The sequence below is a fragment of the Citrobacter braakii genome (genome assembly GCF_009648935.1).
GTDB classification, from domain to species: domain Bacteria; phylum Pseudomonadota; class Gammaproteobacteria; order Enterobacterales; family Enterobacteriaceae; genus Citrobacter; species Citrobacter braakii.
In genome coordinates this window covers 4,428,598-4,452,849 of sequence record NZ_CP045771.1, presented here as the reverse complement: position 1 = coordinate 4,452,849, position 24,252 = coordinate 4,428,598, and the positions used below count along the sequence as shown (strand labels likewise).

17 protein-coding genes and 7 tRNA genes are annotated in these 24,252 nt (G+C 52.8%); 3 read left to right on the top strand and 21 right to left on the bottom strand.

Features of this window, described 5'->3' with window-relative positions:
• Positions 1-100: 100 nt before the first annotated feature.
• The 6 genes from gltI to miaB all read right to left on the bottom strand — a co-directional run bounded on the left by gltI (position 101) and on the right by miaB (position 7,103).
• Positions 101-1,009, bottom strand: coding sequence for a glutamate/aspartate ABC transporter substrate-binding protein GltI (gene gltI / locus GFC06_RS21065; protein WP_016152242.1), 909 nt, complete (start codon positions 1,007-1,009; stop codon positions 101-103).
• A gap of 357 nt (positions 1,010-1,366) precedes the next feature.
• On the bottom strand, positions 1,367-2,905 hold the full coding sequence (lnt, locus tag GFC06_RS21060; RefSeq protein WP_137381013.1) for an apolipoprotein N-acyltransferase: 1,539 nt from the start codon (positions 2,903-2,905) through the stop codon (positions 1,367-1,369).
• Between the two features lie 24 nt (positions 2,906-2,929).
• A complete protein-coding gene (gene corC, locus GFC06_RS21055; protein WP_005121418.1) occupies positions 2,930-3,808 on the bottom strand; it encodes a CNNM family magnesium/cobalt transport protein CorC in 879 nt (292 codons plus the stop codon).
• A 162-nt stretch (positions 3,809-3,970) separates the two neighbouring features.
• Positions 3,971-4,438: an rRNA maturation RNase YbeY gene (ybeY, locus tag GFC06_RS21050; RefSeq protein WP_003835559.1), complete on the bottom strand. Its 468-nt coding sequence runs from the start codon at positions 4,436-4,438 to the stop codon at positions 3,971-3,973.
• The gene (locus tag GFC06_RS21045) at positions 4,435-5,481 is read right to left on the bottom strand and encodes a PhoH family protein (RefSeq protein ID WP_019076268.1); all 1,047 of its coding nucleotides are present in this window, start codon (positions 5,479-5,481) and stop codon (positions 4,435-4,437) included. Before GFC06_RS21045 ends, ybeY begins: the two co-directional genes overlap by 4 nt.
• Positions 5,482-5,672: 191 nt before the next feature.
• Positions 5,673-7,103 (bottom strand): tRNA (N6-isopentenyl adenosine(37)-C2)-methylthiotransferase MiaB, encoded by a 1,431-nt coding sequence (gene miaB, locus GFC06_RS21040; protein WP_103766019.1) that lies wholly within the window; start codon positions 7,101-7,103, stop codon positions 5,673-5,675.
• Between the two features lie 145 nt (positions 7,104-7,248).
• Between miaB and ubiF the strand changes: the two genes are divergently transcribed.
• Positions 7,249-8,424 (top strand): 3-demethoxyubiquinol 3-hydroxylase, encoded by a 1,176-nt coding sequence (gene ubiF, locus GFC06_RS21035; protein WP_153690617.1) that lies wholly within the window; start codon positions 7,249-7,251, stop codon positions 8,422-8,424.
• Positions 8,425-8,527: 103 nt separating this feature from the next.
• Here ubiF and GFC06_RS21030 read toward each other — a convergent pair.
• From GFC06_RS21030 to nagB, 12 genes are all read right to left on the bottom strand, one after another.
• Positions 8,528-8,602 (bottom strand) — tRNA-Gln (locus GFC06_RS21030).
• Between the two features lie 36 nt (positions 8,603-8,638).
• A tRNA-Gln gene (locus GFC06_RS21025) sits at positions 8,639-8,713 on the bottom strand.
• Positions 8,714-8,756: 43 nt separating this feature from the next.
• A tRNA-Met gene (locus GFC06_RS21020) sits at positions 8,757-8,833 on the bottom strand.
• A 21-nt stretch (positions 8,834-8,854) separates the two neighbouring features.
• A tRNA-Gln gene (locus GFC06_RS21015) sits at positions 8,855-8,929 on the bottom strand.
• A gap of 37 nt (positions 8,930-8,966) precedes the next feature.
• Positions 8,967-9,041 (bottom strand) — tRNA-Gln (locus GFC06_RS21010).
• 23 nt (positions 9,042-9,064) lie between these two features.
• Positions 9,065-9,149, bottom strand: a tRNA-Leu gene (locus GFC06_RS21005).
• Positions 9,150-9,158: 9 nt separating this feature from the next.
• A tRNA-Met gene (locus tag GFC06_RS21000) sits at positions 9,159-9,235 on the bottom strand.
• Positions 9,236-9,457: 222 nt separating this feature from the next.
• Positions 9,458-11,122: an asparagine synthase B gene (gene asnB, locus GFC06_RS20995; RefSeq protein ID WP_003835552.1), complete on the bottom strand. Its 1,665-nt coding sequence runs from the start codon at positions 11,120-11,122 to the stop codon at positions 9,458-9,460.
• A gap of 252 nt (positions 11,123-11,374) precedes the next feature.
• Positions 11,375-12,127, bottom strand: a complete 753-nt coding sequence (gene nagD, locus GFC06_RS20990; protein ID WP_005121413.1) for a ribonucleotide monophosphatase NagD — start codon at positions 12,125-12,127, stop codon at positions 11,375-11,377.
• A gap of 157 nt (positions 12,128-12,284) precedes the next feature.
• A complete protein-coding gene (nagC, locus tag GFC06_RS20985; RefSeq protein ID WP_016152247.1) occupies positions 12,285-13,505 on the bottom strand; it encodes a DNA-binding transcriptional regulator NagC in 1,221 nt (406 codons plus the stop codon).
• Positions 13,506-13,513: 8 nt separating this feature from the next.
• Positions 13,514-14,662, bottom strand: a complete 1,149-nt coding sequence (gene nagA, locus GFC06_RS20980; RefSeq protein ID WP_046274596.1) for an N-acetylglucosamine-6-phosphate deacetylase — start codon at positions 14,660-14,662, stop codon at positions 13,514-13,516.
• Between the two features lie 60 nt (positions 14,663-14,722).
• Positions 14,723-15,523 (bottom strand): glucosamine-6-phosphate deaminase, encoded by an 801-nt coding sequence (gene nagB, locus GFC06_RS20975; RefSeq protein WP_003022803.1) that lies wholly within the window; start codon positions 15,521-15,523, stop codon positions 14,723-14,725.
• A gap of 342 nt (positions 15,524-15,865) precedes the next feature.
• Between nagB and nagE the strand changes: the two genes are divergently transcribed.
• Positions 15,866-17,815 (top strand): PTS N-acetyl glucosamine transporter subunit IIABC, encoded by a 1,950-nt coding sequence (gene nagE / locus GFC06_RS20970; protein ID WP_016152249.1) that lies wholly within the window; start codon positions 15,866-15,868, stop codon positions 17,813-17,815.
• Positions 17,816-18,002: 187 nt separating this feature from the next.
• Positions 18,003-19,670: a glutamine--tRNA ligase gene (gene glnS / locus GFC06_RS20965; RefSeq protein WP_016152250.1), complete on the top strand. Its 1,668-nt coding sequence runs from the start codon at positions 18,003-18,005 to the stop codon at positions 19,668-19,670.
• A 58-nt stretch (positions 19,671-19,728) separates the two neighbouring features.
• On the opposite strand, the gene GFC06_RS20960 is transcribed toward glnS, so the two are convergent.
• From GFC06_RS20960 to GFC06_RS20950, 3 genes are read right to left on the bottom strand one after another with little or no spacing between them, the layout of a single operon-like run.
• A complete protein-coding gene (locus GFC06_RS20960; protein ID WP_153690616.1) occupies positions 19,729-21,012 on the bottom strand; it encodes an ABC transporter substrate-binding protein in 1,284 nt (427 codons plus the stop codon).
• Between the two features lie 33 nt (positions 21,013-21,045).
• Entirely contained in the window at positions 21,046-23,154 is a 2,109-nt protein-coding gene (locus GFC06_RS20955; protein WP_153690615.1) for an ADP-ribosylglycohydrolase family protein, read from the bottom strand.
• Positions 23,155-23,188: 34 nt separating this feature from the next.
• Entirely contained in the window at positions 23,189-24,190 is a 1,002-nt protein-coding gene (locus GFC06_RS20950) for a LacI family DNA-binding transcriptional regulator (RefSeq protein ID WP_153690614.1), read from the bottom strand.
• Between the last annotated feature and the right edge of the window lie 62 nt (positions 24,191-24,252).

The window sequence follows — 24,252 nt, the reverse complement described above, 5'->3', positions numbered from 1 at the left end:
CCTTTATTCATCCCGGTTACTTACTCATGTAAGCGCCCGGGAATTCGCTCAGTTGCCGCCTCGATATAACTTGAAAGGTTTTGTGTACTCTTCTAATTAATTAGTTAAGCGCTTTATCATTCGGTTCTTTGAACAGGGCTTTCATCTCGTCTGACAGTTCGAAATTCATGTTCAGGTTCTTCGGTGGAATTGGATTTTTAAACCACTTATCAAACCATTTCTCAGCTTCGCCTGAGGTCTGCGCCTTGGCGATAGTGTCATCCATCAGCTTTTTGAACTGAGGGTCATCTTTACGCAGCATGCAGCCGTAAGCTTCCTGAGACTGCGGCTTGCCGACGATCTCCCAGTTGTCTGGTTTCTTCGCCTTCGCGCGCTCGCCAGCCAGCAGGGCGTCATCCATCATAAAGGCAACGGCGCGGCCGCTTTCCAGAGTACGGAAAGAGTCACCGTGGTCTTTCGCGCTGATGATGCGCATATCCATTTTTTGCTCTTCATTCAGCTTGTGCAGCAGCACCTCTGAGGTGGTACCCGAAGTCACGACTACGGCTTTACCTTTCAGATCGGCGAAATCTTTGACGTCGCCGCCTTTTTTCGCCAGCAGACGAGTACCGACAACGAAAATGGTGTCAGAGAAAGCCGCTTGTTTTTGGCGCTCGACGTTGTTGGTGGTGGAGCCACATTCAAAGTCGAAGGTGCCGTTTTGCAGCAGCGGGATACGGTTTTGTGAAGTAATCGGGATCAGTTTCACCTGCAGGTCAGGCTTGTTCAGCTTTTTCTTCACGGCTTCAACGATCGCGTTGGAGTAATCCTGTGAATAACCGACCACTTTTTGTTGATTATCGTAGTAAGAAAACGGTACCGATGATTCACGGTGGCCGACCACAATCACGCCGTTTTTGGCGATCTTGTCCAGCGTGCTGCCTGCCGCTGGTGCTGCGTCTTCTGCGTGCGCCAGACCGGCGGACATTCCCATGACCAGCATGGCAGTGGCGAGCTTACGTAATTGCATATCCAACTCCTTTATCGTCTGCGCCAGGGACGCATTGATACCCATTGTGATGTTGTTATTGTTTGCTACTAAAACGTGCAGTCTTGTATATGTTTGTTAACATTTAGTTTGGATGAATGTAAAGAATTTGCTGTTTTATTGTTTATTTTTGCGAGGTGCGCCGCACCATTTGGGGGCAAAAATATCTTGTTGCACTTTTCAGGTGCTACCGGCGCTCAACGTTGGTGCGACCAGGTTGCACATTCAGCCAAAACTGCATTTGTCTTGTAGAACAAAGCAATAGACGTGCCAGAATGGGGAGCGGGAAATGTTTTGTGGGCCGGATAAGCGAAACGTTATCCGGCCGGGAAAGGAAGGTTACTTACGACGCTGGCGCAGGCTCATTACCACCGCACCAAAGCCAAACAGCGCGGTAAGCAGCCAGAGCGGCCAGTTACCGGTACGGGCATAAGGGGTTAAGCCCGTCGTTGGCGTCACGCTGGTGGTCAGGACCTGGCGGGTAAACTGCGGGATCATCGCCTGAATCTCACCCTGTGGACCAATCACCGCCGTAATACCGTTGTTGGTGCTACGCAGCAGGGGGCGCGCCAGCTCGAGGGAACGCATACGCGCCATCTGGAAGTGCTGCCACGGGCCGATGGATTTACCAAACCAGGCATCGTTGGAAATCGTCAGCAGGTAGTCCGTATCCGGGCGGAAATTATCCCGTACCTGTTCGCCAAGAATGATTTCATAGCAGATGGCAGCCGTCAGCTTAAAGCCGTGCGCATGCAGCTGTGGCTGCACATAAGGCCCACGGCTGAAAGACGACATTGGCAGGTCAAAGAACGGCGCTAACGGGCGCAGGATCGATTCCAGCGGGACGAATTCGCCAAACGGTACCAGATGGTTTTTGTTGTAGCGGTTGCTGGAATCGTAACTGTACGGGCTGTCTTTACCCAGCGTGATGATGGTGTTGTAGGTGTCATAACGATTCTGCTTGTTCAGCCGCGCGTCAACGATACCGGTAATCAGCGTGCTGTTTTTCGATCTCAGCAGGTCATCCATCATGCCCAGAAAACGCTGCTGATTAATTTCCAGGTCCGGGATAGCGGATTCTGGCCAGATGATCAGCTGTGATTTGCCCATCTCAGGCTGGGTGGCGTCGAGATAAATCTTCAGGGTGTTGAGTAACTGACCTTCATCCCATTTGAGCGACTGCGGAATGTCACCCTGCACCATCGAGACCTGAGTGGTTTTTTCCGGCTCAAGCGTGTACCACTGGATATAGCGCAGCGGAAAGGGCAGAGCAAAGAGCACTAGCGCGGCAATCAGCGGCTTCCAGTTACGCGTCACCAGCGCCAGCGCCAGCAGGCCGCTAACCACCATCAGCAGGAAGTTAATCGCCTCAACGCCCATCACCGGAGCCAGCCCTTTTAACGGACCGTCGATCTGACTGTAGCCGAACTGTAGCCACGGGAAGCCGGTCAGTACCCAGCCGCGCAGGAATTCGGTTATTTGCCAGACGACCGGCGCGGCAATCGCCACGCGTATCCAGGTGGTTTTCGGCCACAGACGCGCCAACACGCCGGCAAACAGGCCGGTGTAGAGGGAAAGGTATGCGGCAAGCAGAACCACGAGGAACACATTAATGGGACCCGGCATACCGCCAAACTGCGCGATGCTGACGTAAACCCAGTTGATGCCGGAGCCAAACAGCCCCAATCCCCAGAAGTAGCCGATTGCGGCAGACTGGAGCGGGCGGCGATTGAAGGTAAGAGCCTGCAGGCCCAACAGCGAAACGATCGCAGCGGGCCAGATGTCATACGGAGAGAAAGCCAGCGTCCCGCAGGCACCGAATAATAACGCCAGCAGCAGGCGAATGCGCTGGCGTTCAATTAATGGGGCAAATGCCATGTAGTCTTAGATCCAGTTTCGGGTTTATTCGTCCAGTTTGGGCTGGGGTGAGTCGTCCGGAATTCTGACATGAACCTGAATAATACGACGGCTGTCGGCCATTGCCACTTTGAACTGGTAACCATCAATGTCGATAGTCTCCCCGCGCGCGGGCAGATGACCAAAGGCCTGCATGACCAGCCCGCCGATGGTATCTACTTCTTCGTCGCTAAAATGGGTACCGAAAGCGTCGTTGAAGTCTTCGATCGGCGCCAGAGCGCGAATGGTCCAGGTGTGGCGACTGAGCTGACGGAAATCGATATCGTCTTCTTCGTCGTACTCATCTTCAATTTCACCCACGATCAGTTCAAGGATGTCCTCAATGGTCACCAGACCTGAGACACCGCCGAATTCGTCGATGACGATAGCCATATGATAACGCTGGGAGCGGAACTCTTTCAGCATGCGGTCAACTCGCTTGCTTTCAGGTACGACAACCGCCTGGCGTAACACTTTCTCCATGCTGAAGGCTTCGGCATCGCTGCGCATAAACGGCAGCAGATCCTTGGCCATCAGAATCCCTTCAATGTGATCTTTGTCTTCGCTGATCACCGGGAAACGCGAGTGGGCAGACTCGATAATGACATCGAGACATTCGTCCAGGGTCTGGTTGCGTTTCAGGGTAATCATCTGAGAGCGAGGGATCATGATGTCGCGCACGCGTTGGTCCGCAATATCCATCACCCCTTCGAGCATATCGCGCGTATCTTCATCGATAAGGTCGTTTTGCCCGGAATCACGGATCAGCTCCAACAGTTCGTCGCGGTTTTTTGGTTCACCGTGGAAAAGTTGGCTCAGTAACAGGGAGAAAAATCCCTTTTTGCTGTTTAAGGTGTCACTACTGTGTGAATTGTCGTCGCTCATGGCGTCGTATGGGTTCTCATGTTAGTTAATACAAAGCTCGTCATGCGTATATTCAGCTGTTGACGGCATGTCTCTTCATCGTACTTCAAACCAGGTAAGCCGGATAAGGCGCAATACCTGATGGCGGCTGCGCCTTATCAGGCTTACAAGATTTCGAAATGCTTATTCTTTCTCGGCAATGTACGGATCCTCATAGCCCAGAGCAAGCATAATCTCTGTTTCGAGGGATTCCATCTCTTCCGCTTCATCGTCTTCGATGTGGTCGTAACCGAGTAAATGCAGGCTACCGTGCACCACCATGTGCGCCCAGTGGGCCTCAAGCGGTTTGCCTTGTTCCTGCGCTTCTTTCTCGACTACCTGACGGCAGATGATCAAATCGCCCAGCAGCGGCATTTCAATGCCCGGCGGGGCTTCAAACGGGAAAGAGAGTACGTTGGTTGATTTATCTTTCCCGCGATAGGTCAGGTTCAGCTCGTGGCTTTCCGCGTCATCGACCAGACGAATGGTAACTTCAGACTCTTCCTGAAACTGTGGGATCACCGCATCCAGCCAACCCTGAAACTGACTTTCTGTTGGTAAACCGGATTCGTCTTCACATGCCAGCTGTAAATCGAGAATAACCTGACTCATTTTTGTTCCTGCTCCTGAGCTTCGCGCTTGCGTTCTGCAGCCAGCTCGGCTTTGCGTTTCTGTTCTGCTTCTTCCCAGGCTTCATACGCCGTGACGATACGGGCGACCACCGGGTGGCGAACCACGTCTTCGCTATGGAAGAAATTAAAACTAATTTCGTCGACTTCAGCCAGTACTTCAATGGCATGACGCAGACCGGATTTGGTGCTTCGCGGCAGGTCAATCTGGGTGATATCGCCGGTGATAACCGCTTTGGAGTTAAAGCCGATACGGGTCAGGAACATTTTCATCTGTTCGATGGTGGTGTTCTGGCTCTCATCAAGAATGATGAACGCATCGTTTAACGTACGACCGCGCATGTAGGCCAGCGGCGCAACTTCAATGACGTTACGCTCAATCAGCTTTTCGACCTTCTCAAACCCGAGCATTTCGAACAGTGCGTCATACAGCGGTCGTAAGTAGGGATCGACTTTCTGGCTGAGGTCACCCGGCAGGAAGCCGAGTTTTTCGCCCGCTTCCACTGCCGGGCGGGTCAGCAGAATTCGACGGATCTCCTGACGCTCAAGCGCATCAACCGCAGCGGCAACCGCAAGATATGTTTTACCCGTACCCGCAGGGCCAACGCCAAAGGTGATGTCGTGGTCGAGGATATTCGCAATGTATTGTGCCTGGTTCGGCGTACGCGGCTTAATTACCCCGCGCTTGGTTTTGATGTTCACCGCTTTGCCAAATTCCGGCACGCTGTCTGCGCTTTGCTCAAGCACTCGCGCTTCTTTAATTGCCAGATGAATTTGTTCAGGCTCAATGTCCTGCGTCTGACCACGCATTGGGGCAGTATCGACGTACAGGCTACGTAAAATATCTGCCGCCGCGGTGACGCAAATTGGGCGACCGGTCAGCTTAAAGTGGTTATCACGGCGGTTAATTTCGATGCCGAGGCGACGTTCCAGCTGCTTGATGTTGTCATCAAATGGGCCGCAAAGGCTCAACAGGCGGGCATTGTCTGCGGGTTCAAGGGTGATTTCACGAGTGTCTATGTTCAAACTGTTCCTCTTTTGCATGTCTTGCCGGACGCTGAACATTTACCGGCATCTAAGGAAATTATTCACGCCATGGGGGAAAGGCGCAAGCATTGCGATAAATATGGGGATGATGAGGTAGATTACAAGGCCCGCCGGGGCAGCGAGCCCAGAAGAGTAAGCCCGATAAGCGTAGCGCCATCGGGCATTGAAGATTAAGGCTGATAAATACCGACGCCCAGATCGTTTTCTTTGCGGGTACGCGCAATAACTGACTCAGGGGATTCAGCGATGCGCAGACCCATTTCGTCTTCGGTGCGCACCACTTTACCGCGCAGGGAGTTCGTCCAGACATCGGTAATTTCTACATCCACGAACTTACCGACCATCTCCGGGTTGCCTTCAAAGTTCACCACTCGGTTATTTTCGGTACGGCCAGACAGTTCCATGATGCTTTTACGCGATGTGCCTTCAACCAGAATGCGCTGGGTCGTGCCGACCATGCGACGGCTCCAGGCCATGGCTTGCTGGTTAATACGCTCCTGCAGAATATACAGGCGCTGTTTTTTCTCTTCTTCCGGCACGTCGTCAACCATATCGGCGGCAGGGGTGCCAGGACGCGCAGAGAAGATAAAGCTGTAGCTCATGTCAAAATTGACGTCTGCAATCAACTTCATGGTCTGCTCGAAATCCTGCGTGGTTTCGCCTGGGAAGCCAACGATGAAGTCGGAGCTAATCTGGATATCCGGACGCGCTGCGCGCAGTTTGCGGATGATCGCTTTATATTCCAGCGCGGTATGGGTGCGTCCCATCAGGTTCAGTACGCGATCTGAACCGCTCTGAACCGGCAGGTGCAGGAAACTCACCAGTTCTGGCGTGTCACGATACACTTCAATGATATCATCGGTGAATTCGATCGGATGGCTGGTGGTGAAGCGGATACGGTCAATGCCATCGATCGCCGCGACCAGACGCAGCAGATCGGCAAAAGATCCGGTCGTGCCGTCGTAGTTTTCACCGCGCCAGGCGTTCACGTTTTGTCCCAGCAGGTTCACTTCACGCACGCCTTGCGCCGCAAGCTGGGCGATTTCAAACAGAATATCGTCCGCCGGACGGCTCACTTCTTCACCGCGGGTGTATGGCACCACGCAGTAAGTACAATATTTATTACAACCTTCCATGATTGACACGAAAGCGCTTGGACCTTCAGCACGCGGTTCCGGTAGGCGGTCGAATTTTTCGATCTCCGGGAAACTGATATCAACCACCGGGCTACGGGTGGTACTTCCACGCACTTTGTTAATCATTTCCGGCAGACGATGCAGGGTTTGCGGCCCAAAAATAATATCGACATAGTGCGCGCGTTGGCGAATATGGTCGCCTTCCTGAGACGCAACACAGCCACCGACACCGATGATCAGCTTGGGGTTTTTCTCTTTTAACAGCTTCCAGCGGCCCAACTGATGGAAGACTTTTTCCTGAGCCTTCTCACGGATAGAGCAGGTATTCAGCAGCAGCACATCCGCTTCTTCGGCCACGTCGGTCAGTTGATACCCATGGGTGGCATCCAGCAGATCGGCCATCTTCGATGAATCGTATTCGTTCATCTGACAGCCCCAGGTTTTAATATGGAGTTTTTTGGTCATCGACTTGCTCTTGCGAAATTGTGGCTGAAATGCAGGGCGCATAGTGTACTGCTTTGGCGCGGTTGTGACCAGTATGACGGATGTCAGCCTCAAGGGGTAAAAAATCCTGTAAACTTACACAATACATGTAACAGGATAATTGACCATGACAAATCAACCAACGGAAATTGCCATTGTCGGCGGGGGGATGGTCGGCGGCGCGCTGGCGCTAGGACTGGCGCAGCATGGATTTACGGTAACGGTCATTGAACATGCCGTTCCCGCGCCGTTTGTGGCTGACGGACAGCCAGATGTCAGAATTTCGGCCATCAGCTCCGCCTCCGTGTCGTTGCTAAAAGGGCTGGGCGTCTGGGATACGGTTCAGGGGATGCGCAGCCATCCTTACCGTCGTCTGGAAACGTGGGAATGGGAAAATGCCCATGTGATGTTTGATGCCGCCGAGCTTAAGCTGCCCTTACTGGGCTATATGGTGGAAAACACGGTCCTGCAACAGGCGCTCTGGCAGGCTCTGGACGTTCACCCCAAAGTCACGCTGCGGGTGCCTGCGTCGATGATCTCTCTGCATCAACATAACGATCGGCATGAGCTTGAGCTGGCTGGTGGCGAAAAAATCAGCGCGAAGCTGGTCATCGGCGCCGATGGCGCAAATTCTCAGGTGCGGAAAATGGCTGGGATTGGTATCCATGCCTGGCAATATGCGCAGTCCTGTATGTTGATAACCGTACAATGCGAGAATTCGCCGGGAGACAGCACCTGGCAGCAATTCACCCCTGACGGTCCGCGCGCATTTTTACCGCTGTTTGATAACTGGGCCTCGCTGGTGTGGTACGACTCACCGGCGCGTATCCGCCAGTTGCAAGGTTTGAATATGTCGCAACTGCAGGCGGAGATCGCCAAACATTTCCCATCGCGACTCGGTAACGTTACGCCTGTCGCAGCGGGGGCATTCCCGCTAACGCGCCGTCACGCGCTGCAATATGTGCAGCCAGGACTGGCGCTGGTGGGTGACGCCGCGCATACCATTCATCCGCTGGCGGGGCAGGGCGTTAATTTGGGGTTCCGTGATGTGGATGCGCTGATTGACGTGCTGGTGAATGCGCGCAGCTACGGTGAGTCCTGGGCAAGTCAGCCGGTGCTGAAGCGCTATCAGAACCGTCGCATGACTGACAATTTCATCATGCAAAGCGGCATGGATCTGTTCTACGCAGGATTTAGCAACAACCTGCAGCCGCTGCGTATCATGCGTAATCTTGGGCTAATGGCCGCAGAGCGCGCCGGTATGTTGAAACGTCAGGCACTCAAGTACGCGTTAGGATTGTAATTCAGACAGGCCTACAGAGAACGTTGTAGGCCTGGTAAGCATAACGCCATCAGGTAATAAATGCAGGAAAGCAAAAAGCTCGCCGAAGCGAGCTTTTTTAATATGGCTGGGGTACGAGGATTCGAACCTCGGAATGCTGGTATCAGAAACCAGAGCCTTACCGCTTGGCGATACCCCAACGGGTGCATCCACAGAATGGACGACTTTTTGAAATTGGCTGGGGTACGAGGATTCGAACCTCGGAATGCTGGTATCAGAAACCAGAGCCTTACCGCTTGGCGATACCCCAACAATTTTTTGGATTTACCGAACGAGTCGATACGTCCTTAATATGGTGGCTACGACGGGATTCGAACCTGTGACCCCATCATTATGAGTGATGTGCTCTAACCAGCTGAGCTACGTAGCCAGATATTATCATATTCTTCGATGGCTGGGGTACCTGGATTCGAACCAGGGAATGCCGGTATCAAAAACCGGTGCCTTACCGCTTGGCGATACCCCAATGACCGTTGCGGTGAACCGCTACATCGAAGAAAAAATGGCTGGGGTACCTGGATTCGAACCAGGGAATGCCGGTATCAAAAACCGGTGCCTTACCGCTTGGCGATACCCCATCCGTGCAACGCTTACGGGTGAATGGTGCGGGAGGCGAGACTTGAACTCGCACACCTTGCGGCGCCAGAACCTAAATCTGGTGCGTCTACCAATTTCGCCACTCCCGCAAAAAAAGATGGTGGCTACGACGGGATTCGAACCTGTGACCCCATCATTATGAGTGATGTGCTCTAACCAGCTGAGCTACGTAGCCATCTTTTTTTCGCGTAACCTTATCGGCGTTGCGGGGCGCATTATGCGTATTGAGCCTTGAAGCGTCAACCCCTTTTTCATTGAAAATAGCTGGAATGTGACTGTTTGGTTAGGTTGCGAACAGCATGGCGCAATATTCGGCAATTATTAGTTATTAATTGTTTTTTTGCACAGAAAATAGACATAAAAAAGAGCCCCGCAGGGCCCTTTTCTAAGGATTAACTTATTTATAAGCGGACTGATGTACGCCAACCGCACGACCAGAAGGATCGTTCATGGTTTTAAACGCCTCATCCCATTCAATTGCTTTGGCAGAAGAACAGGCAACAGACGGCCCGCCAGGTACACATTCCGCAGCGCTCGCAACCGGGAACAGCTCTTCGAAAATCTCACGGTACAAATACGCTTCTTTAGAAGATGGCGTGTTGTAAGGGAAACGGAAGCTGGCGGTTTCCAGTTGTTGGTCAGAAACTTGCTCAGCGGCCACCTCTTTCAGGGTATCAATCCAGCTGTAACCGACACCATCGGAGAACTGCTCTTTCTGGCGCCATGCAACGCTTGCTGGCAGGTAGGATTCAAAACATTCACGCAGAACATGTTTTTCCATTTTGCCGTTGCCGCACATTTTGTCCTGCGGGTTGATGCGCATCGCCACATCAAGGAATTTCTTATCCAGGAAGGGCACGCGAGCTTCCACTCCCCAGGCCGACATAGCTTTGTTGGCACGGGCACAGTCGAACATATGCAGCGCCTGCAGCTTACGCACGGTCTCTTCGTGCAGCTCTTTTGCATCTGGTGCTTTGTGGAAATAGAGATAGCCGCCAAATACTTCGTCAGAACCTTCGCCCGACAGCACCATTTTAATGCCCATCGCTTTAATTTTACGCGACATTAAGTACATCGGGGTCGAGGCGCGAATCGTCGTAACATCGTAAGTTTCGATGTGATAAATCACGTCGCGGATAGCATCCAAGCCTTCCTGCACGGTGAAGTGGATCTCATGGTGCACAGTACCCAGATGGTTCGCCACCTCTTGCGCGGCTTTCAGGTCCGGTGCGCCTTCCAGGCCTACGGCGAAGGAGTGCAACTGCGGCCACCAGGCTTCGCTACGCTCCTGATCTTCAACACGACGCGCGGCGTATTTTTTGGTGATTGCGGAAATGACGGATGAATCCAGACCGCCGGACAGCAATACACCATAAGGAACATCTGACATCAGGTGGCTTTTCACTGCATCTTCCAGTGCCTGACGCAACTCGTTTTTATCGGTAACGTTGTCTTTTACCGCATCGTATTCAAACCAGTCGCGCTGGTAGTACTGACGAATTTCGCCGTCTTTACTCCATAAATAGCTACCGGCCGGGAATTCTTTGATCGTGCGACACACGGGAACCAGGGCTTTCATTTCAGACGCAACGTAGAAGTTACCGTGCTCGTCGTAACCCATATACAGCGGGATGATCCCGATATGATCGCGACCGATCAGATAAGCGTCCTGCTCGCTGTCGTACAGAGCAAAAGCAAACATGCCTTGCAGGTCATCCAGAAACTCTGGGCCTTTTTCCTGATACAGCGCAAGGATAACTTCGCAGTCGGAACCGGTCTGGAACTGATAGCGATCGCCGTATTCAGCGCGCAGCGCCTGATGGTTATAAATTTCACCGTTAACCGCCAGGATATGCGTTTTCTTCACGTTGTACAGCGGCTGAGCACCGGCGTTGACGTCGACGATGGACAGACGTTCGTGCGCCAGAATGGCGTTATCACTGGCGTAAATACCCGACCAGTCCGGGCCGCGATGGCGCATCAGACGAGACAATTCCAGGGCTTTTTTACGCAGTTCAACTGCGTCAGTTTTAATATCGAATACGCCAAAAATAGAACACATAACCTTCTCCGTTAACCTGTTGCGTGATGCTTTTTATGTTTGCTTGATAAAGAAAATGCCGCAAAGCTGGAGAGGGCGCAAGTGAATTACGGGTCAGAAAATAAAAAACGCAATGGTCATTGTGGATTGGTGAAAAAAGATTACGGAATAGACGGGTTTATTAATGAATCGATAATTTTATGGCGGTTTTATTAAATGGAAGGATTTCTTCTGGCCGGATATGACGCGGGGGCGTCTTATCCGGCTTACGCATCAAATCACATCAATTTCCGCAACGGACGGGTAAATCCAGCTTGGTCTGAACGGCATGCTGTCAATGTCGTCGAGCGTCGAAACGCCAGACAATACCAGGATGGTTTCGAGACCCGCCTGGAAGCCCGCCAGAATATCGGTACGCAGGTTGTCGCCGACGATAACGGTCTCTTCCGAATGCGCCTGCATTTTGTTGAGCGCCGCGCGAATAATCCACGGGCTGGGTTTGCCCACATAAAACGGCTTGCGGCCAGAGATTTTTTCGATACCGGCGCACAGCGCACCGCAGGCGGGATAAAAACCGCGTCCGTGAGTATCCGGGTTTGTGGCGATGAAACGCGCGCCGTTGGCCACAAAATATGCCGCTTTATGCATCATGTCCCAGTTATAGGATCGCGTCTCGCCAACAATCACAAAATCGGGGTTCACGTCAGTAATAGTAAACCCGGCTTTATACAGCTCGTGAATTAACGCACCTTCACCTACCACGTAGGCCTTTTTCCCTTCCTGGCGGCGAAGAAAATCAGCGGTAGCCATGGCGGAAGTATAAAAGACGCTATCAGGGACATTCACACCCGCGGTGGCGAAGCGGTTTGCCAAATCCTGCCCGGTCTGTGAAGGATAGTTAGTCAGCAAAACTAACGGCAGGCCTTTTTCCAGGATCCCAGTCAGAAATTCTGCCGCACCCGGTACGGCAACATTGTCGTGCATCAGCACGCCGTCGATATCACAAATTACATTCTTAATGGCCATGGACAATCCGACATCAAAAAAAGAAGGCATTACTATACACAAAATACACTAAATCATTCGAGTTGCATCAAGGCGGCACAAGTCTGAGAACCCCGGAAGCTTACTGAAGTAAGTGACTGAGGTGAGCAGATGCAGCTAACGCAGAGGCAGCTTGGTATTAGCTTTCCAGCAAACGTTGCAGCAATGTACCGTTGAGCATCGCACGCTTCACCAGCGCAAAGGCGCCAATGGCTGAGCGGTGATCCAGCGTGGAACGAACCACCGGTAAATTGTGGCGAAACGCTTTCAACGCCTGCGTGTTGATACAGCTTTCTATAGCAGGCAGCAGCACTTTATCAGCCTCGGTAATTTCGCCCGCAATGACGATTTTTTGTGGGTTAAACAGGTTGATGGCGATGGCGATGGTTTTACCCAGGTGACGACCAACGTGCTCAATGACTTCTGATGCCAGGTTATCGCCTTTATTAGCCGCCTTACAGATGGCTTTAATGCCGCAATCATCCAGCGTGAGTCGGCTTGGATAACCCTGTTTCAATAAGTTCTGCACGCGGTGTTCAATAGAGGCATTGGCGGCAATTGTTTCCAGACAGCCGAAATTACCGCAGTGACAGCGCTCCCCCAGCGGCTCTACCTGAATATGGCCAATCTCACCCACGTTGCCATTGCGACCAATAAAAATTCGGCCATTGGAGATGATTCCCGCCCCGGTTCCGCGGTGAACACGCACCAAAATGGAGTCTTCGCAATCCTGGCTTGCCCCGAAATAGTGCTCGGCCAGCGCCAGACTGCGAATATCGTGACCGACAAAGCAGGTGACCTTAAAGCGTTTTTCGAGTGCTTCGACCAGCCCCCAGTTTTCGACCTGAATGTGCGGCATATAGCGGATGACGCCGCTTTCAGGATCAACCAGGCCTGGCAGAATGACGGAAATCGCAACCAGCTCGCGGATTTTCCGCTGGCAGTTCTCAATAAAGGTGGCAATGGTGTTGAGCAGCGCATACTCGAGCGTTTCCTGGGTGCGCTCCGGGAGGGGATAATGCTCTTCAGCGACCACTTTACTGCTCATATCATAGAGCGTGAGCGTAGTATCGTGGCGGCCTAAGCGAACGCCAATCGCATGGAAATTGCGGGTTTCAGTGACGATAGAGATAGCGCGGCGGCCCCCGGTGGAGGCCTGCTGATCGACTTCTTTGATCAGCCCGCGTTCAATCAATTGACGCGTAATTTTCGTTACGCTGGCGGGGGCAAGCTGGCTTTGCTCGGCAATTTGAATTCGCGAGATTGGCCCATGCTGGTCAATCAGGCGATAAACCGCCGCGCTGTTAAGCTGTTTTACGAGATCAACATTACCTATTTGAGCTTGTCCGCCTGGTGTCATTCTTTCTCTTACTCAGTAACGACCTCGTTGCCATTAACGATGGTCTTGATAATTTTAAAGTCGTGCGTGAACGCAGTCAGGTTGGCTACTTTGCCTGGCGCGATGCTGCCGAGTTGTTTGTCGACGCCAATGGCGCGAGCAGGGTAGAGCGTTGCCATACGTAAGACCTCGTCGAGAGCGATATTCGCATGTTCGACCAGATTGCGTACGCCTTCAATCATGGTTAATGATGAGCCGCTCAGTGTACCGTTCTCATCAACGCACAATCCATTACGGTAGTATATTGTTTTACCAGCGAAAATGAACTGTTCAATGTTTGCACCTGCTGGTGCGGTTGCGTCGGTGACCAGGCACAGCTTGTCGCCTTTCAGGCGTTTGGCATTACGAATGTTAACGTAATCAACGTGGAGGCCATCGGCGATGATACCGCAGTAGATATCGGCTTCATCAAGAATAGCGCCCGCCAGACCAGGTTCGCGACCGGTAATGTACGGCATCGCGTTGAACAGATGCGTCGCAAAGGTGATGCCTGCGCGGAACCCGATTTTTGCTTCTTTTACCGTTGCATTTGAGTGACCCGCAGAAACCACAATACCCGCATTCACCAGCTTGGTAATGACCTCTACCGGGACCATTTCTGGCGCCAGCGTCACTTTGGTGATCACATCGGCATTATTGCACAGGAAATCAACCAGCGCAGCGTCCGGTTGACGGACAAATCCCGGATTATGGGTGCCTTTTTTCACCAGATTCAGCCACGGACCTTCCAGATGAAGCCCTAGTGCCTGATTCGGGTGTTTCGCCAGGTATTCACGCATGACGCGAACGCCTTGTTTCATCAGGTCATCGCTGGTGGTGATAAGCGTTGGCAGGTAGCTGGTGCAGCCAGATTTTTCATTGGCTTTCTGCATGATTTCCAGCGTTTCAACGGTCACGGCTTCTGCCGTATCGTTAAATTGTACGCCGCCGCAGCCGTTTAGCTGTACATCGATAAAACCGGGGGAAACAATGGCCCCATTCAGTGAGCGCTGTTCAATTCCTGACGGTAACTCAGTCAGTGGGCAAACGCTGTCAATCAGGCCATTGGCGACAACAATCGCATGGTCATCAAGAATTTCGTGACCGGTAAAAATCCGGCCCTGGGTTAAAGCATACATTCCGACCCCCGATTTCAAAAAATGCCGCCCTGCAACTTATCGACAGGGCGGAGACATCAATTACAGACCTTTAATATTTTCCGCTTCTAACTCGTTAAAGTATTTCAGCGTCTTCACTTTCAGTTCCATGGTGGAAGGCTCATCGCAGACCACAACGGCTTTCGGATGCAGCTGCAGACAGCTGATGGTCCACATATGGTTAACGTTGCCTTCAACGGCGGCTTGCAGCGCCTGCGCTTTCTGGTGGCCCAGTACCAGGATCATCACTTCTTCGGCATCCAGCAGGGTGCCCACGCCAACGGTCAGCGCATATTTAGGCACCTGGCTGACGTCGCCGTCAAAGAAGCGTGAGTTCGCAACACGCGTGTCGTGAGTCAGCGTTTTGATGCGGGTACGGGAAGCCAAAGAAGAGGCTGGTTCGTTGAACGCGATGTGACCATCGTTGCCTACGCCGCCCATAAACAGGTGGATTTTACCGTAAGAACGGATTTTTTCTTCATACTGACGGCATTCTGCATCAATATCCGGTGCGTTACCATTGAGGAGGTTGATGTTTTCTGCTGGAATATCAACGTGATCAAAGAAGTTGCGATGCATGAAGCTATGGTAGCTTTCCGGATGCTCTTTCGGCAGGCCAACATATTCGTCCATATTGAACGTTACAACATGCTTGAAGCTTACCTGGCCCGCTTTGTGCATTTCAACCAATGCTTTGTAGGCTGTCAGCGGAGTACCGCCAGTCGGCAGGCCCAAAACGAACGGACGATCAGCCGTTGGTTTGAACGCGTTAATACGGTTAACGATATGGCGAGCAGCCCATTTGCCGACTTGTTCAGCGGTATTCAGGGGGATCAGTCTCATTCTTCACCTCAAAAGTAAATGTAAGCAATTGGCGGATTGAGTCTCTGTGCAGTATTAAGCGTAACCTGGTTTTGCATCGGTAAGGATCAATCCGTTTCGATTTTTTGAATGATAAAATAAGTTTTCGTAGTTAGCCAGTGGAAGGGAGGGTTAATAACGATATTTGGTGACTGGAATCACAAAAAACACGCATTTAATTTGCGATACGAATTAAATTTTCACACACTCTGAATGTAGATGAATGGTTAATATTGTTGTTCCAGAATCTTGCTGTCAGGAATGGTCGCACAATAAAAATATGGCTTCAAAGAAGCCTAATCGGGGTCTCGTAGGGGGAATAAAATGAATATTTTAGGTTTTTTCCAGCGGCTGGGTAGGGCGTTACAGCTCCCCATCGCTGTGCTGCCAGTCGCGGCACTGCTGCTGCGATTCGGCCAACCAGATTTACTTAACGTACCCTTCATCGCGCAAGCGGGTGGGGCCATCTTTGATAACCTGGCGTTAATTTTCGCTATCGGTGTGGCTTCCAGCTGGTCAAAAGACAGCGCGGGTGCTGCAGCGCTGGCGGGTGCGGTTGGTTATTTCATATTGACCAAAGCAATGGTTACCATTAACCCGGCCATCAACATGGGTGTGCTGGCAGGTATCATCACTGGTCTGGTCGGCGGTGCGGTATATAACCGTTGGTCTGGTATCAAACTACCTGACTTCCTGAGCTTCTTTGGCGGCAAACGCTTCGTGCCGATCGCCACTGGCTTCTTCTGTCTGGTGCTGGCTGCTATCTTCGGCTACGTGTGGCCGCCGGTGCAGAACGCCATCCATGCGGGAGGTGAGTGGATCGTAGGCGCTGGCGCGCTGGGTTCCGGTATCTTTGGTTTCATCAACCGTCTGCTGATCCCAACCGGTCTGCATCAGGTGCTGAACACCATCGCCTGGTTCCAGATTGGTGAATTCACTAACGCTGCAGGTACCGTATTCCATGGTGACATCAACCGCTTCTACGCGGGTGACGGCACTGCGGGTATGTTCATGTCTGGCTTCTTCCCGATCATGATGTTTGGTCTGCCGGGTGCGGCGCTGGCAATGTACTTCGCCGCTCCGAAAGCACGTCGTCCGATGGTTGGCGGTATGCTGCTGTCCGTTGCGATCACCGCGTTCCTGACCGGTGTTACCGAGCCGCTGGAATTCCTGTTCATGTTCCTGGCGCCATTGCTGTACCTCCTGCACGCACTGTTAACGGGTATCAGCCTGTTCGTTGCAACACTGCTGGGGATCCACGCGGGCTTCTCCTTCTCCGCAGGTGCTATCGACTACGTGTTGATGTACAACCTGCCGGCGGCGAGTCAGAACGTCTGGATGCTGGTCGTGATGGGCCTGGTGTTCTTCGTCATTTACTTTGTGTTGTTCAGCGCGGTTATTCGTATGTTTAACCTGAAAACGCCGGGCCGTGAAGATAAAGAAGACGATATCGTTACTGAAGAAGCGAACAGCAACACTGAAGAAGGTCTGGCTCAACTGGCAACCAACTACATTGCAGCAGTTGGCGGTACCGATAACCTGAAAGCGATTGATGCCTGTATCACTCGTCTGCGTCTGACCGTTGCCGACTCCGGTCGCGTAAATGATGCGATGTGTAAACGTTTAGGCGCATCTGGAGTGGTTAAGCTGAACAAGCAAACTATCCAGGTCATCGTGGGTGCGAAGGCCGAATCTATCGGCGACGAAATGAAGAAAGTTGTTGCGCGTGGCCCGGTGGCTGCAGCGTCTGGTGAAAGTGCGCCAGCAGCAGCGGCTCCGGTTGCTAAACCGCAAGCTGTAGCGAACGCTGTAACCGTTGAAACTTTAGTTTCTCCGATTACCGGTGACGTGGTTGCGCTGGAGCAGGTACCTGATGAAGCCTTCGCCAGCAAAGCTGTAGGCGACGGTGTGGCGGTGAAGCCAACGGATAAAATCGTGGTTGCTCCGGCTGCCGGTACCATCGTGAAAATCTTCAACACTAACCATGCGTTCTGTCTGGAAACCGTTAAAGGCGCGGAAATCGTGGTCCACATGGGTATCGATACAGTAGCGCTGGAAGGTAAAGGCTTTAAGCGTCTGGTTGAAGAAGGTGCGGAAGTGACTGCAGGTCAACCGATTCTGGAAATGGATCTGGAGTTCCTGAACGCCAACGCACGTTCCATGATTAGCCCGGTTGTGTGCAGCAACAGCGATGATTTCGGTGCTCTGGTCATTAAAGCCGAAGGTCATGTGGTTGCTGGTCAAACACCACTGTATGAGATTAAAGGTAAATAACTGCTCCTGAGTAAAGTGAGTTAAGTGCCTTAAGCGGCGGGGGATATTCCTCCGCCGCTTTTTTTTGCAGCAAATATCCACATATATCCTGTTGAAACACCTTTTTTGTGCAACAAATAGTTGTCTCCTGACGTCGCTTATAAGATCATGTTCCGTTATACGTTGTTTACGCTTTGAGGAATCCACGATGAGTGAGGCTGAAGCCCGCCCGAGTAACTTTATTCGTCAGATCATCGATGAAGATCTGGCCAGTGGTAAGCACACCACTATCCATACACGTTTTCCGCCGGAGCCAAATGGCTATCTGCACATTGGCCACGCGAAATCCATTTGTCTGAACTTTGGCATTGCGCAAGATTACCAGGGCCAGTGCAACCTGCGTTTTGATGATACGAACCCGGTTAAAGAAGATATCGAGTACGTTGAGTCGATTAAAAACGACGTTGAATGGTTAGGTTTCCACTGGACTGGCGATATTCGCTACTCTTCGGATTACTTCGATCAGCTTCACGCCTATGCGGTAGAGCTTATTAATAAAGGCCTGGCGTACGTTGATGAACTGTCAGCGGAGGAGATCCGCGAATACCGCGGCACTCTGACGCAGCCAGGTAAAAACAGCCCGTTCCGCGATCGTAGCGTCGAAGAGAACCTGGCACTGTTCGAAAAAATGCGTACCGGTGGTTTTGAAGAAGGTAAAGCCTGCCTGCGCGCGAAAATCGATATGGCTTCGCCGTTTATCGTGATGCGCGATCCGGTGCTGTACCGTATTAAGTTCGCCGAACACCACCAGACCGGCAACAAGTGGTGCATCTACCCGATGTACGATTTTACCCACTGCATCAGCGATGCGCTGGAAGGCATTACGCATTCACTGTGTACGCTGGAGTTCCAGGATAACCGTCGTTTGTACGACTGGGTGCTGGACAACATCACCATTCCGGTTCACCCGCGCCAGTACGAATTCTCGCGCCTGAATCTGGAATACACCGTGATGTCCAAACGCAAGCTGAACCTGCTGGTGACCGACAAGCACGTTGAAGGCTGGGACGATCCGCGTATGCCGACGATTTCTGGCCTGCGTCGTCGTGGTTATACCGCTGCCGCTATTCGTGAGTTCTGCAAACGCATTGGCGTGACCAAGCAGGATAACACCATTGAGATCGCTTCTCTGGAGTCCTGCATTCGCGAAGATCTGAACGAAAACGCCCCGCGCGCGATGGCAGTTATCGATCCGGTGAAACTGGTTATCGAAAACTATCCGCAGGGCGAAAGCGAGCTGGTTACCATGCCTAACCATCCGAACAAACCGGAAATGGGCAGCCGTGAAGTGCCGTTTAGCGGTGAAATTTGGATCGATCGCGCAGACTTCCGCGAAGAAGCGAACAAGCAGTACAAGCGTCTGGTGATGGGCAAAGAAGTACGTCTGCGTAATGCTTACGTGATCAAGGCTGAACGTGTAGAGAAAGATGCAGAAGGGAATATCACCACCATTTTCTGCACCTACGATGCCGACACCCTGAGCAAAGATCCGGCTGATGGTCGTAAAGTAAAAGGTGTTATTCACTGGGTGAGCGCGTCCCATGCGCTGCCGATTGAAATCCGTTTGTACGATCGTCTGTTTAGCGTGCCAAACCCAGGAGCGGCGGAAGACTTCCTGTCCGTTATCAACCCGGAATCGCTGGTCATTAAGCAGGGCTACGGTGAGCCGTCACTGCAGGCTGCGATTGCAGGTAAAGCGTTCCAGTTTGAGCGTGAAGGCTACTTCTGCCTGGACAGCCGCTATGCAACGGCTGACAAGCTGGTATTTAACCGCACTGTAGGTCTGCGTGATACGTGGGCTAAAGTCGGCGAGTAATTCCTGCCACACTGCCTCAAACGCCGCCAACGCGACGTTTGAGGCGGATTTTTCTGTTTTACTTATGCTGCATTAACGCCTGAACCCGCTGCTGGCTGCGTTCCAGCACCACCGATGTCTCCTGCTTACCCACCGTCGCCTGATTGACCATTTCACTGAGGATCATGGAGCCGGTAATATCCCCCATCCGCGTAAAGTTCTTCTCGCCGACCGATCCAAAGACCTGCATATTCGGGTACTGGGCAATCAGCTGTTCAGGGAGAGTTCCAAAGACTTTGACGGCAGGGTTGTCCTTCCAACTGACGTTTTGCGCGGCGGCCTTCGTCACCGGCAGCATCGCCCCCGGCGACATCAATACCCAGTCAGCCGCGTTCTGCGCCTGTCCCATAAAGCTGACAAATTTTTCGGCGGCTTTCGTTTCTGCCTCAGTCTGACCGGCTGTGAGCGTTAATGATGTGATAACGCCAAATACGGCAGGTGATTTTTCGCTCGGCACGACAAAGCCTAAATCCGCCAGTGAACCATCCTGATAAATCGCTGGCAGGATGTAGGTCGAATAGACCGCCATCGGCGCGGTGCCGTTCATAAAGGCGTCTTTGATCTCTGTTACGTTGTTCGAGCCGGGCATGGTGTAGCGGGCCAGTTCGCGATAATAGTTCAGCGAGGCCTGCATTTCCGCTGAGTTAACCGTGATGTCGCCGTTTGCGTTGAACACATTGGCACCGTTTGAAAGTGCGAACTGGGAGAAGGTTTGTTCGCTCATGACGCTTTCAGCCGTCGGCAGCGCGATGCCATATTTTTTACCGGCGCTGTCGGTCAGCCTGCGCGCCGCCTCCAGCAGCTGTGTCCAGTTTTTGGGTTCGTCGATTCCCGCTTTAGCCAGTACCGATTTCCGATACCAGACTCCCTGTAGCCAGGCGCTGATCGGCACGCCGGTATAGGCTGTTCCGTCTTCGGTTCGAACAATGCGCAGCACGCCGTCGTAGAAGGCGCTTTCACCTTGCTTGTCGATCAGCGTTTTCACCGCTTTGTGGTCGATAAGCTGCTCTTTATCCATGACTTTGGCATAGTCATGGCTGACCTCGACGACCTCCGGCAGTGATCCTGAGCGGGCAAGGGTAATGATTTTGGTATTATAGGCATCCTCTTCGACGGGAACCTGCTTCACAATAATATCCGGATTCTCTTGCTGAAAGCGGTTGATGATCCCGGCAATGACGGTCTGGCGCTCCTGCTCAACGGCGGAGTGCATAAATTCGATGGTCACCTGCTGCGGTTTATCCTCACAGCCTGAAAGCAAAACGGCTGTTACCAGCGCCAGCATTGTTTTTGATATGTTCATTTTTAATCCCTTGTTGTCGTCCATTTCCGTTGATTAGCAACTGGCGCTGATATGGATAGCGTCCGTCGACAGCGCACCCGCACAAATCAGTAAACCGATCCCGCCATCCATCAAGGCTTCGTGTTCAGCGTCCTCCACGTGCAGCGTTTTACCGTCAACGGTCGCGGAGATAATCTGCCCGTTGACGCTAATATCGAACGACACAGGGCGCTCGTACACGTCGGACAACGCCGCTTCTGCCAGAACTTTGGTGCTGGTGTCGCGCACGCGGACGATCTGTAATTTCCCGTCGCGCAGGATGCGCGCGGCGTAATAGCGCCTCATCCCCTGCACCCGAAAAGCCAGACCGCCGTACTCCCCTGAATGCAGCGTAATGTCACTCTGAACGCGGTAGTTATCCCACTGCCGCGTTCCGTGAATAATCAATCCCTCGTCGTACTCTTTGGAGATGCGAAAGCTGGTGGGATAGTGGCGTGAAAAGAGATCCACGCCGTTTACCCAGGCCCGCCACCAGAAATTATTTTCCCCTGTGGGTTTACGCAGGGTCAGCTCAGGTGTGCCGTCCCAGCGCATACTGTCGATGAGCAGGCGACCGCGGGCAACGCGGGCATCTGTGCTGATTGTTACGCCAATCTCGCCGATCGGTTGGCCCTGGCAGTCCGGGAGATCCAACGCCAGCGTTAGCGATTCACCCGGGGCTATACTCTGCGCGTCGCCGTACTGGGGCGTCAGCTGATTGTTGTCATCATAAACCCGGTAGCAGAGCCGCACGTTTAACGCGGCGGTGTTATCCGGCGGGGCTATCAGTGTGGCCTGAAGACGCTGGCCTGGGTAGATAAGTGGGGTAGCCATTAAATCGTAGCTGCGCATTTCCACGATTTCAGGCGGGGTAAAGGTTTGCGTGGTCACGCTGGCATGAAGTCCGGGCGCAAGATGGCGATAGTGCAGACTCAACATCTGCCGCCCCAGGTGCGCCTCATTCTTAACCTCAACCGCGGCCGCATTTTCTTCATTAAGCCAGCGGAAACCCTGCACGCTGCCCGGTAGTGAGAAATGGTACTGCGCGCCGGATTTTTTGGCTTCAGGGCGCGGCAGACCGGCAATCTGGTGTCCCAGCCCGACCAGGTAATCGGTGATCCGCACGGCGTTGTTTATGGAGAACCCCCCGTCGGCTGAGGAGATCAGCATTCTGTCCGCCAGCGGCCCGCGCCAGTCCGGGCCTGCGTCAATACCCTGGAGTCCCAGTATAATGCCGGACAGACAGCCGACATTCCCCGCATTGCAGTCAGTGTCCCATCCTGACGTATTGACAATGCACTGGGCCTGCTGGAAGTCGTCCGGCGCGTAAAGGATCGCCATAATCATCAGCGCATGATTAGGAATGATGTGGCAATTGCTGGGATATTTGTGATAGCCATAGTTGTCGTCGATTCGCTGGCGGGTCGTCTGCCAGTCGTTATCTTCCCGTCGCCAGCGACGGATATCGCCAACCAGCTGGGCTATTTGCGACTCTGCCGGGATCACGGATAATCCGACGTCAATAAGCTGTTCGATCTCCTGGCAGATAAAGGCCTGTGATTCCATCGCCGCCCAGAGCATAGCGGCATACACCGCTTCACCGTCATGGCTCACGCTGGCGGCATTTTTGGCAAGTTCTGCCGCCAGACGGGGTTGTCCCGGTGCGACAAGCGCCCAGCTATCAATAAAGATTTGTGCGCCAATCTGTTCGGCAATCGTTTTCCCGTTGGTCGCAATGGCTCCGCTTAGCGGAGCCGGAATGCCTTTTTTGAGATTCAGCCAGGCGGTGTGTTCCGTCGAATTACCGTTGCCGCCCCACCAGAGAATGGTGCGCTTATCAATGATGTAATTAAGCCAGCAGTGCCCCATCTGTTCCGCGCTCAGATCCGGCGGCAGGGCATAATCTTCCAGTGCGCGGATAAAGGTAAAGGTTCCGGCGACATCATCGTCGGTGACAACCAGCGGACGGTTAAATTTTTCGTGGACGTAATACTGGATCGGCCCCAGCTCCTGCATAATTTTTTCGTAGGTCCACCCTTCGAAAGGGCGGCCAAGGTAGACGCCGATTAATTTCCCTAACACCCCTGCATAAACGCGCGACTCATAATCTGAAGGCAATTCCATCTGTTTGATCCTTGTGTGGTGTTTTATCAGCCGTTCAGGCGGATTCTCTTTTAACCAGGCCCCAGGGCATTTCTGTGGTGCTGCCCTGGAGCGGTGCGGTGATATCAGTTTGCGCCAGGAGGAGGGCGGCCGCTTTTTGCCCAAGCTGCTCCGGGTACTGGGCGATAGTGGTCAGGGAAGGGGTTACCAGCCCGGCGGCGGGAATATCATCGAACCCCATCACCGCAAGCTGCTCCGGGATAGTGATGCCTTTCTCCCTTGCGGCACGCATCACGCCGATAGCCATTAAATCGTTGGCGGCGAAAATCGCATCCGGGAGCGTACCGTCATTAATCAGCTGCATCGCGATCTGATAGCCGCTCTGTTCGTTAAAACCTGGCAGAATTTTGATGCGCGGAAGGCGGCCGGCCTGGGTCATCGCCTGGCGATATCCTTCCACTCTGGCAGGCTCAGGACCGCCAGCGCTGGCGATCATCGTGATATTTCGGTGCCCCTGTGCCAGCAGATATTCGACGGCGCTGCGCGCGGCAGCGGCGTTGTCGATATAAACATTATGCAGCGGTAGCGGGCCGTTTTTTTTCATTCTGGCTTCAATACGTGCAATCGGGATCCCTGCCTGAAGATACGGGGCAAAATCTTTCATCCCGACGTTAAAAAATGTCCCCACCACGGCGTCGACCCGCCCCTGCGCTGACCAGCGCAAAAAATGCAGCTCTCTTTCCCGTAATCCATCGGTGCTGGCCACGATCGCATCGTAGTGATACCTATCCGTCACCGACTGAACGCCACGGACGAGTGAGGCATAAAAAGGGTTGGCGATATCCGGCACGATGCAGGCGATCGACATGGTTTTATTGGTTTTCAGCGCTTGTGCAAAACGGTTCGGTATATATCCCAGCTGATTAGCCGCTTGCTCAACCCGGCTCACTGTCTCCTGTGGATAGGTGTGATTTCCTTTGGTGAGTACCACGGATACCACTGCCTGTGAAACGCCAGCCAGGGCCGCAACGTCTTTCTGCGTGATGCGTTTTGTCATTTATTTATCAACTTATACGTATAACCTGCATCTTTGAATAATGGGACACCCGGTAGCTGTCA

What these genes read in the sequence shown, in the direction of transcription:
- GFC06_RS20955 (WP_153690615.1), bottom strand. Translation starts at nt 23,154, where the DNA reads ATGGAATTGCCTTCAGATTATGAGTCGCGCGTTTATGCAGGGGTGTTA.
- gltI (WP_016152242.1), bottom strand. Translation starts at nt 1,009, where the DNA reads ATGCAATTACGTAAGCTCGCCACTGCCATGCTGGTCATGGGAATGTCC.
- GFC06_RS20960 (WP_153690616.1), bottom strand. Translation starts at nt 21,012, where the DNA reads ATGAACATATCAAAAACAATGCTGGCGCTGGTAACAGCCGTTTTGCTT.
- ybeY (WP_003835559.1), bottom strand. Translation starts at nt 4,438, where the DNA reads ATGAGTCAGGTTATTCTCGATTTACAGCTGGCATGTGAAGACGAATCC.
- ubiF (WP_153690617.1), top strand. Translation starts at nt 7,249, where the DNA reads ATGACAAATCAACCAACGGAAATTGCCATTGTCGGCGGGGGGATGGTC.
- nagA (WP_046274596.1), bottom strand. Translation starts at nt 14,662, where the DNA reads ATGTATGCTTTAACCCAGGGCCGGATTTTTACCGGTCACGAAATTCTT.
- nagC (WP_016152247.1), bottom strand. Translation starts at nt 13,505, where the DNA reads ATGACACCAGGCGGACAAGCTCAAATAGGTAATGTTGATCTCGTAAAA.
- nagB (WP_003022803.1), bottom strand. Translation starts at nt 15,523, where the DNA reads ATGAGACTGATCCCCCTGAATACCGCTGAACAAGTCGGCAAATGGGCT.
- nagE (WP_016152249.1), top strand. Translation starts at nt 15,866, where the DNA reads ATGAATATTTTAGGTTTTTTCCAGCGGCTGGGTAGGGCGTTACAGCTC.
- asnB (WP_003835552.1), bottom strand. Translation starts at nt 11,122, where the DNA reads ATGTGTTCTATTTTTGGCGTATTCGATATTAAAACTGACGCAGTTGAA.
- lnt (WP_137381013.1), bottom strand. Translation starts at nt 2,905, where the DNA reads ATGGCATTTGCCCCATTAATTGAACGCCAGCGCATTCGCCTGCTGCTG.
- glnS (WP_016152250.1), top strand. Translation starts at nt 18,003, where the DNA reads ATGAGTGAGGCTGAAGCCCGCCCGAGTAACTTTATTCGTCAGATCATC.
- nagD (WP_005121413.1), bottom strand. Translation starts at nt 12,127, where the DNA reads ATGGCCATTAAGAATGTAATTTGTGATATCGACGGCGTGCTGATGCAC.
- corC (WP_005121418.1), bottom strand. Translation starts at nt 3,808, where the DNA reads ATGAGCGACGACAATTCACACAGTAGTGACACCTTAAACAGCAAAAAG.
- miaB (WP_103766019.1), bottom strand. Translation starts at nt 7,103, where the DNA reads ATGACCAAAAAACTCCATATTAAAACCTGGGGCTGTCAGATGAACGAA.
- GFC06_RS20950 (WP_153690614.1), bottom strand. Translation starts at nt 24,190, where the DNA reads ATGACAAAACGCATCACGCAGAAAGACGTTGCGGCCCTGGCTGGCGTT.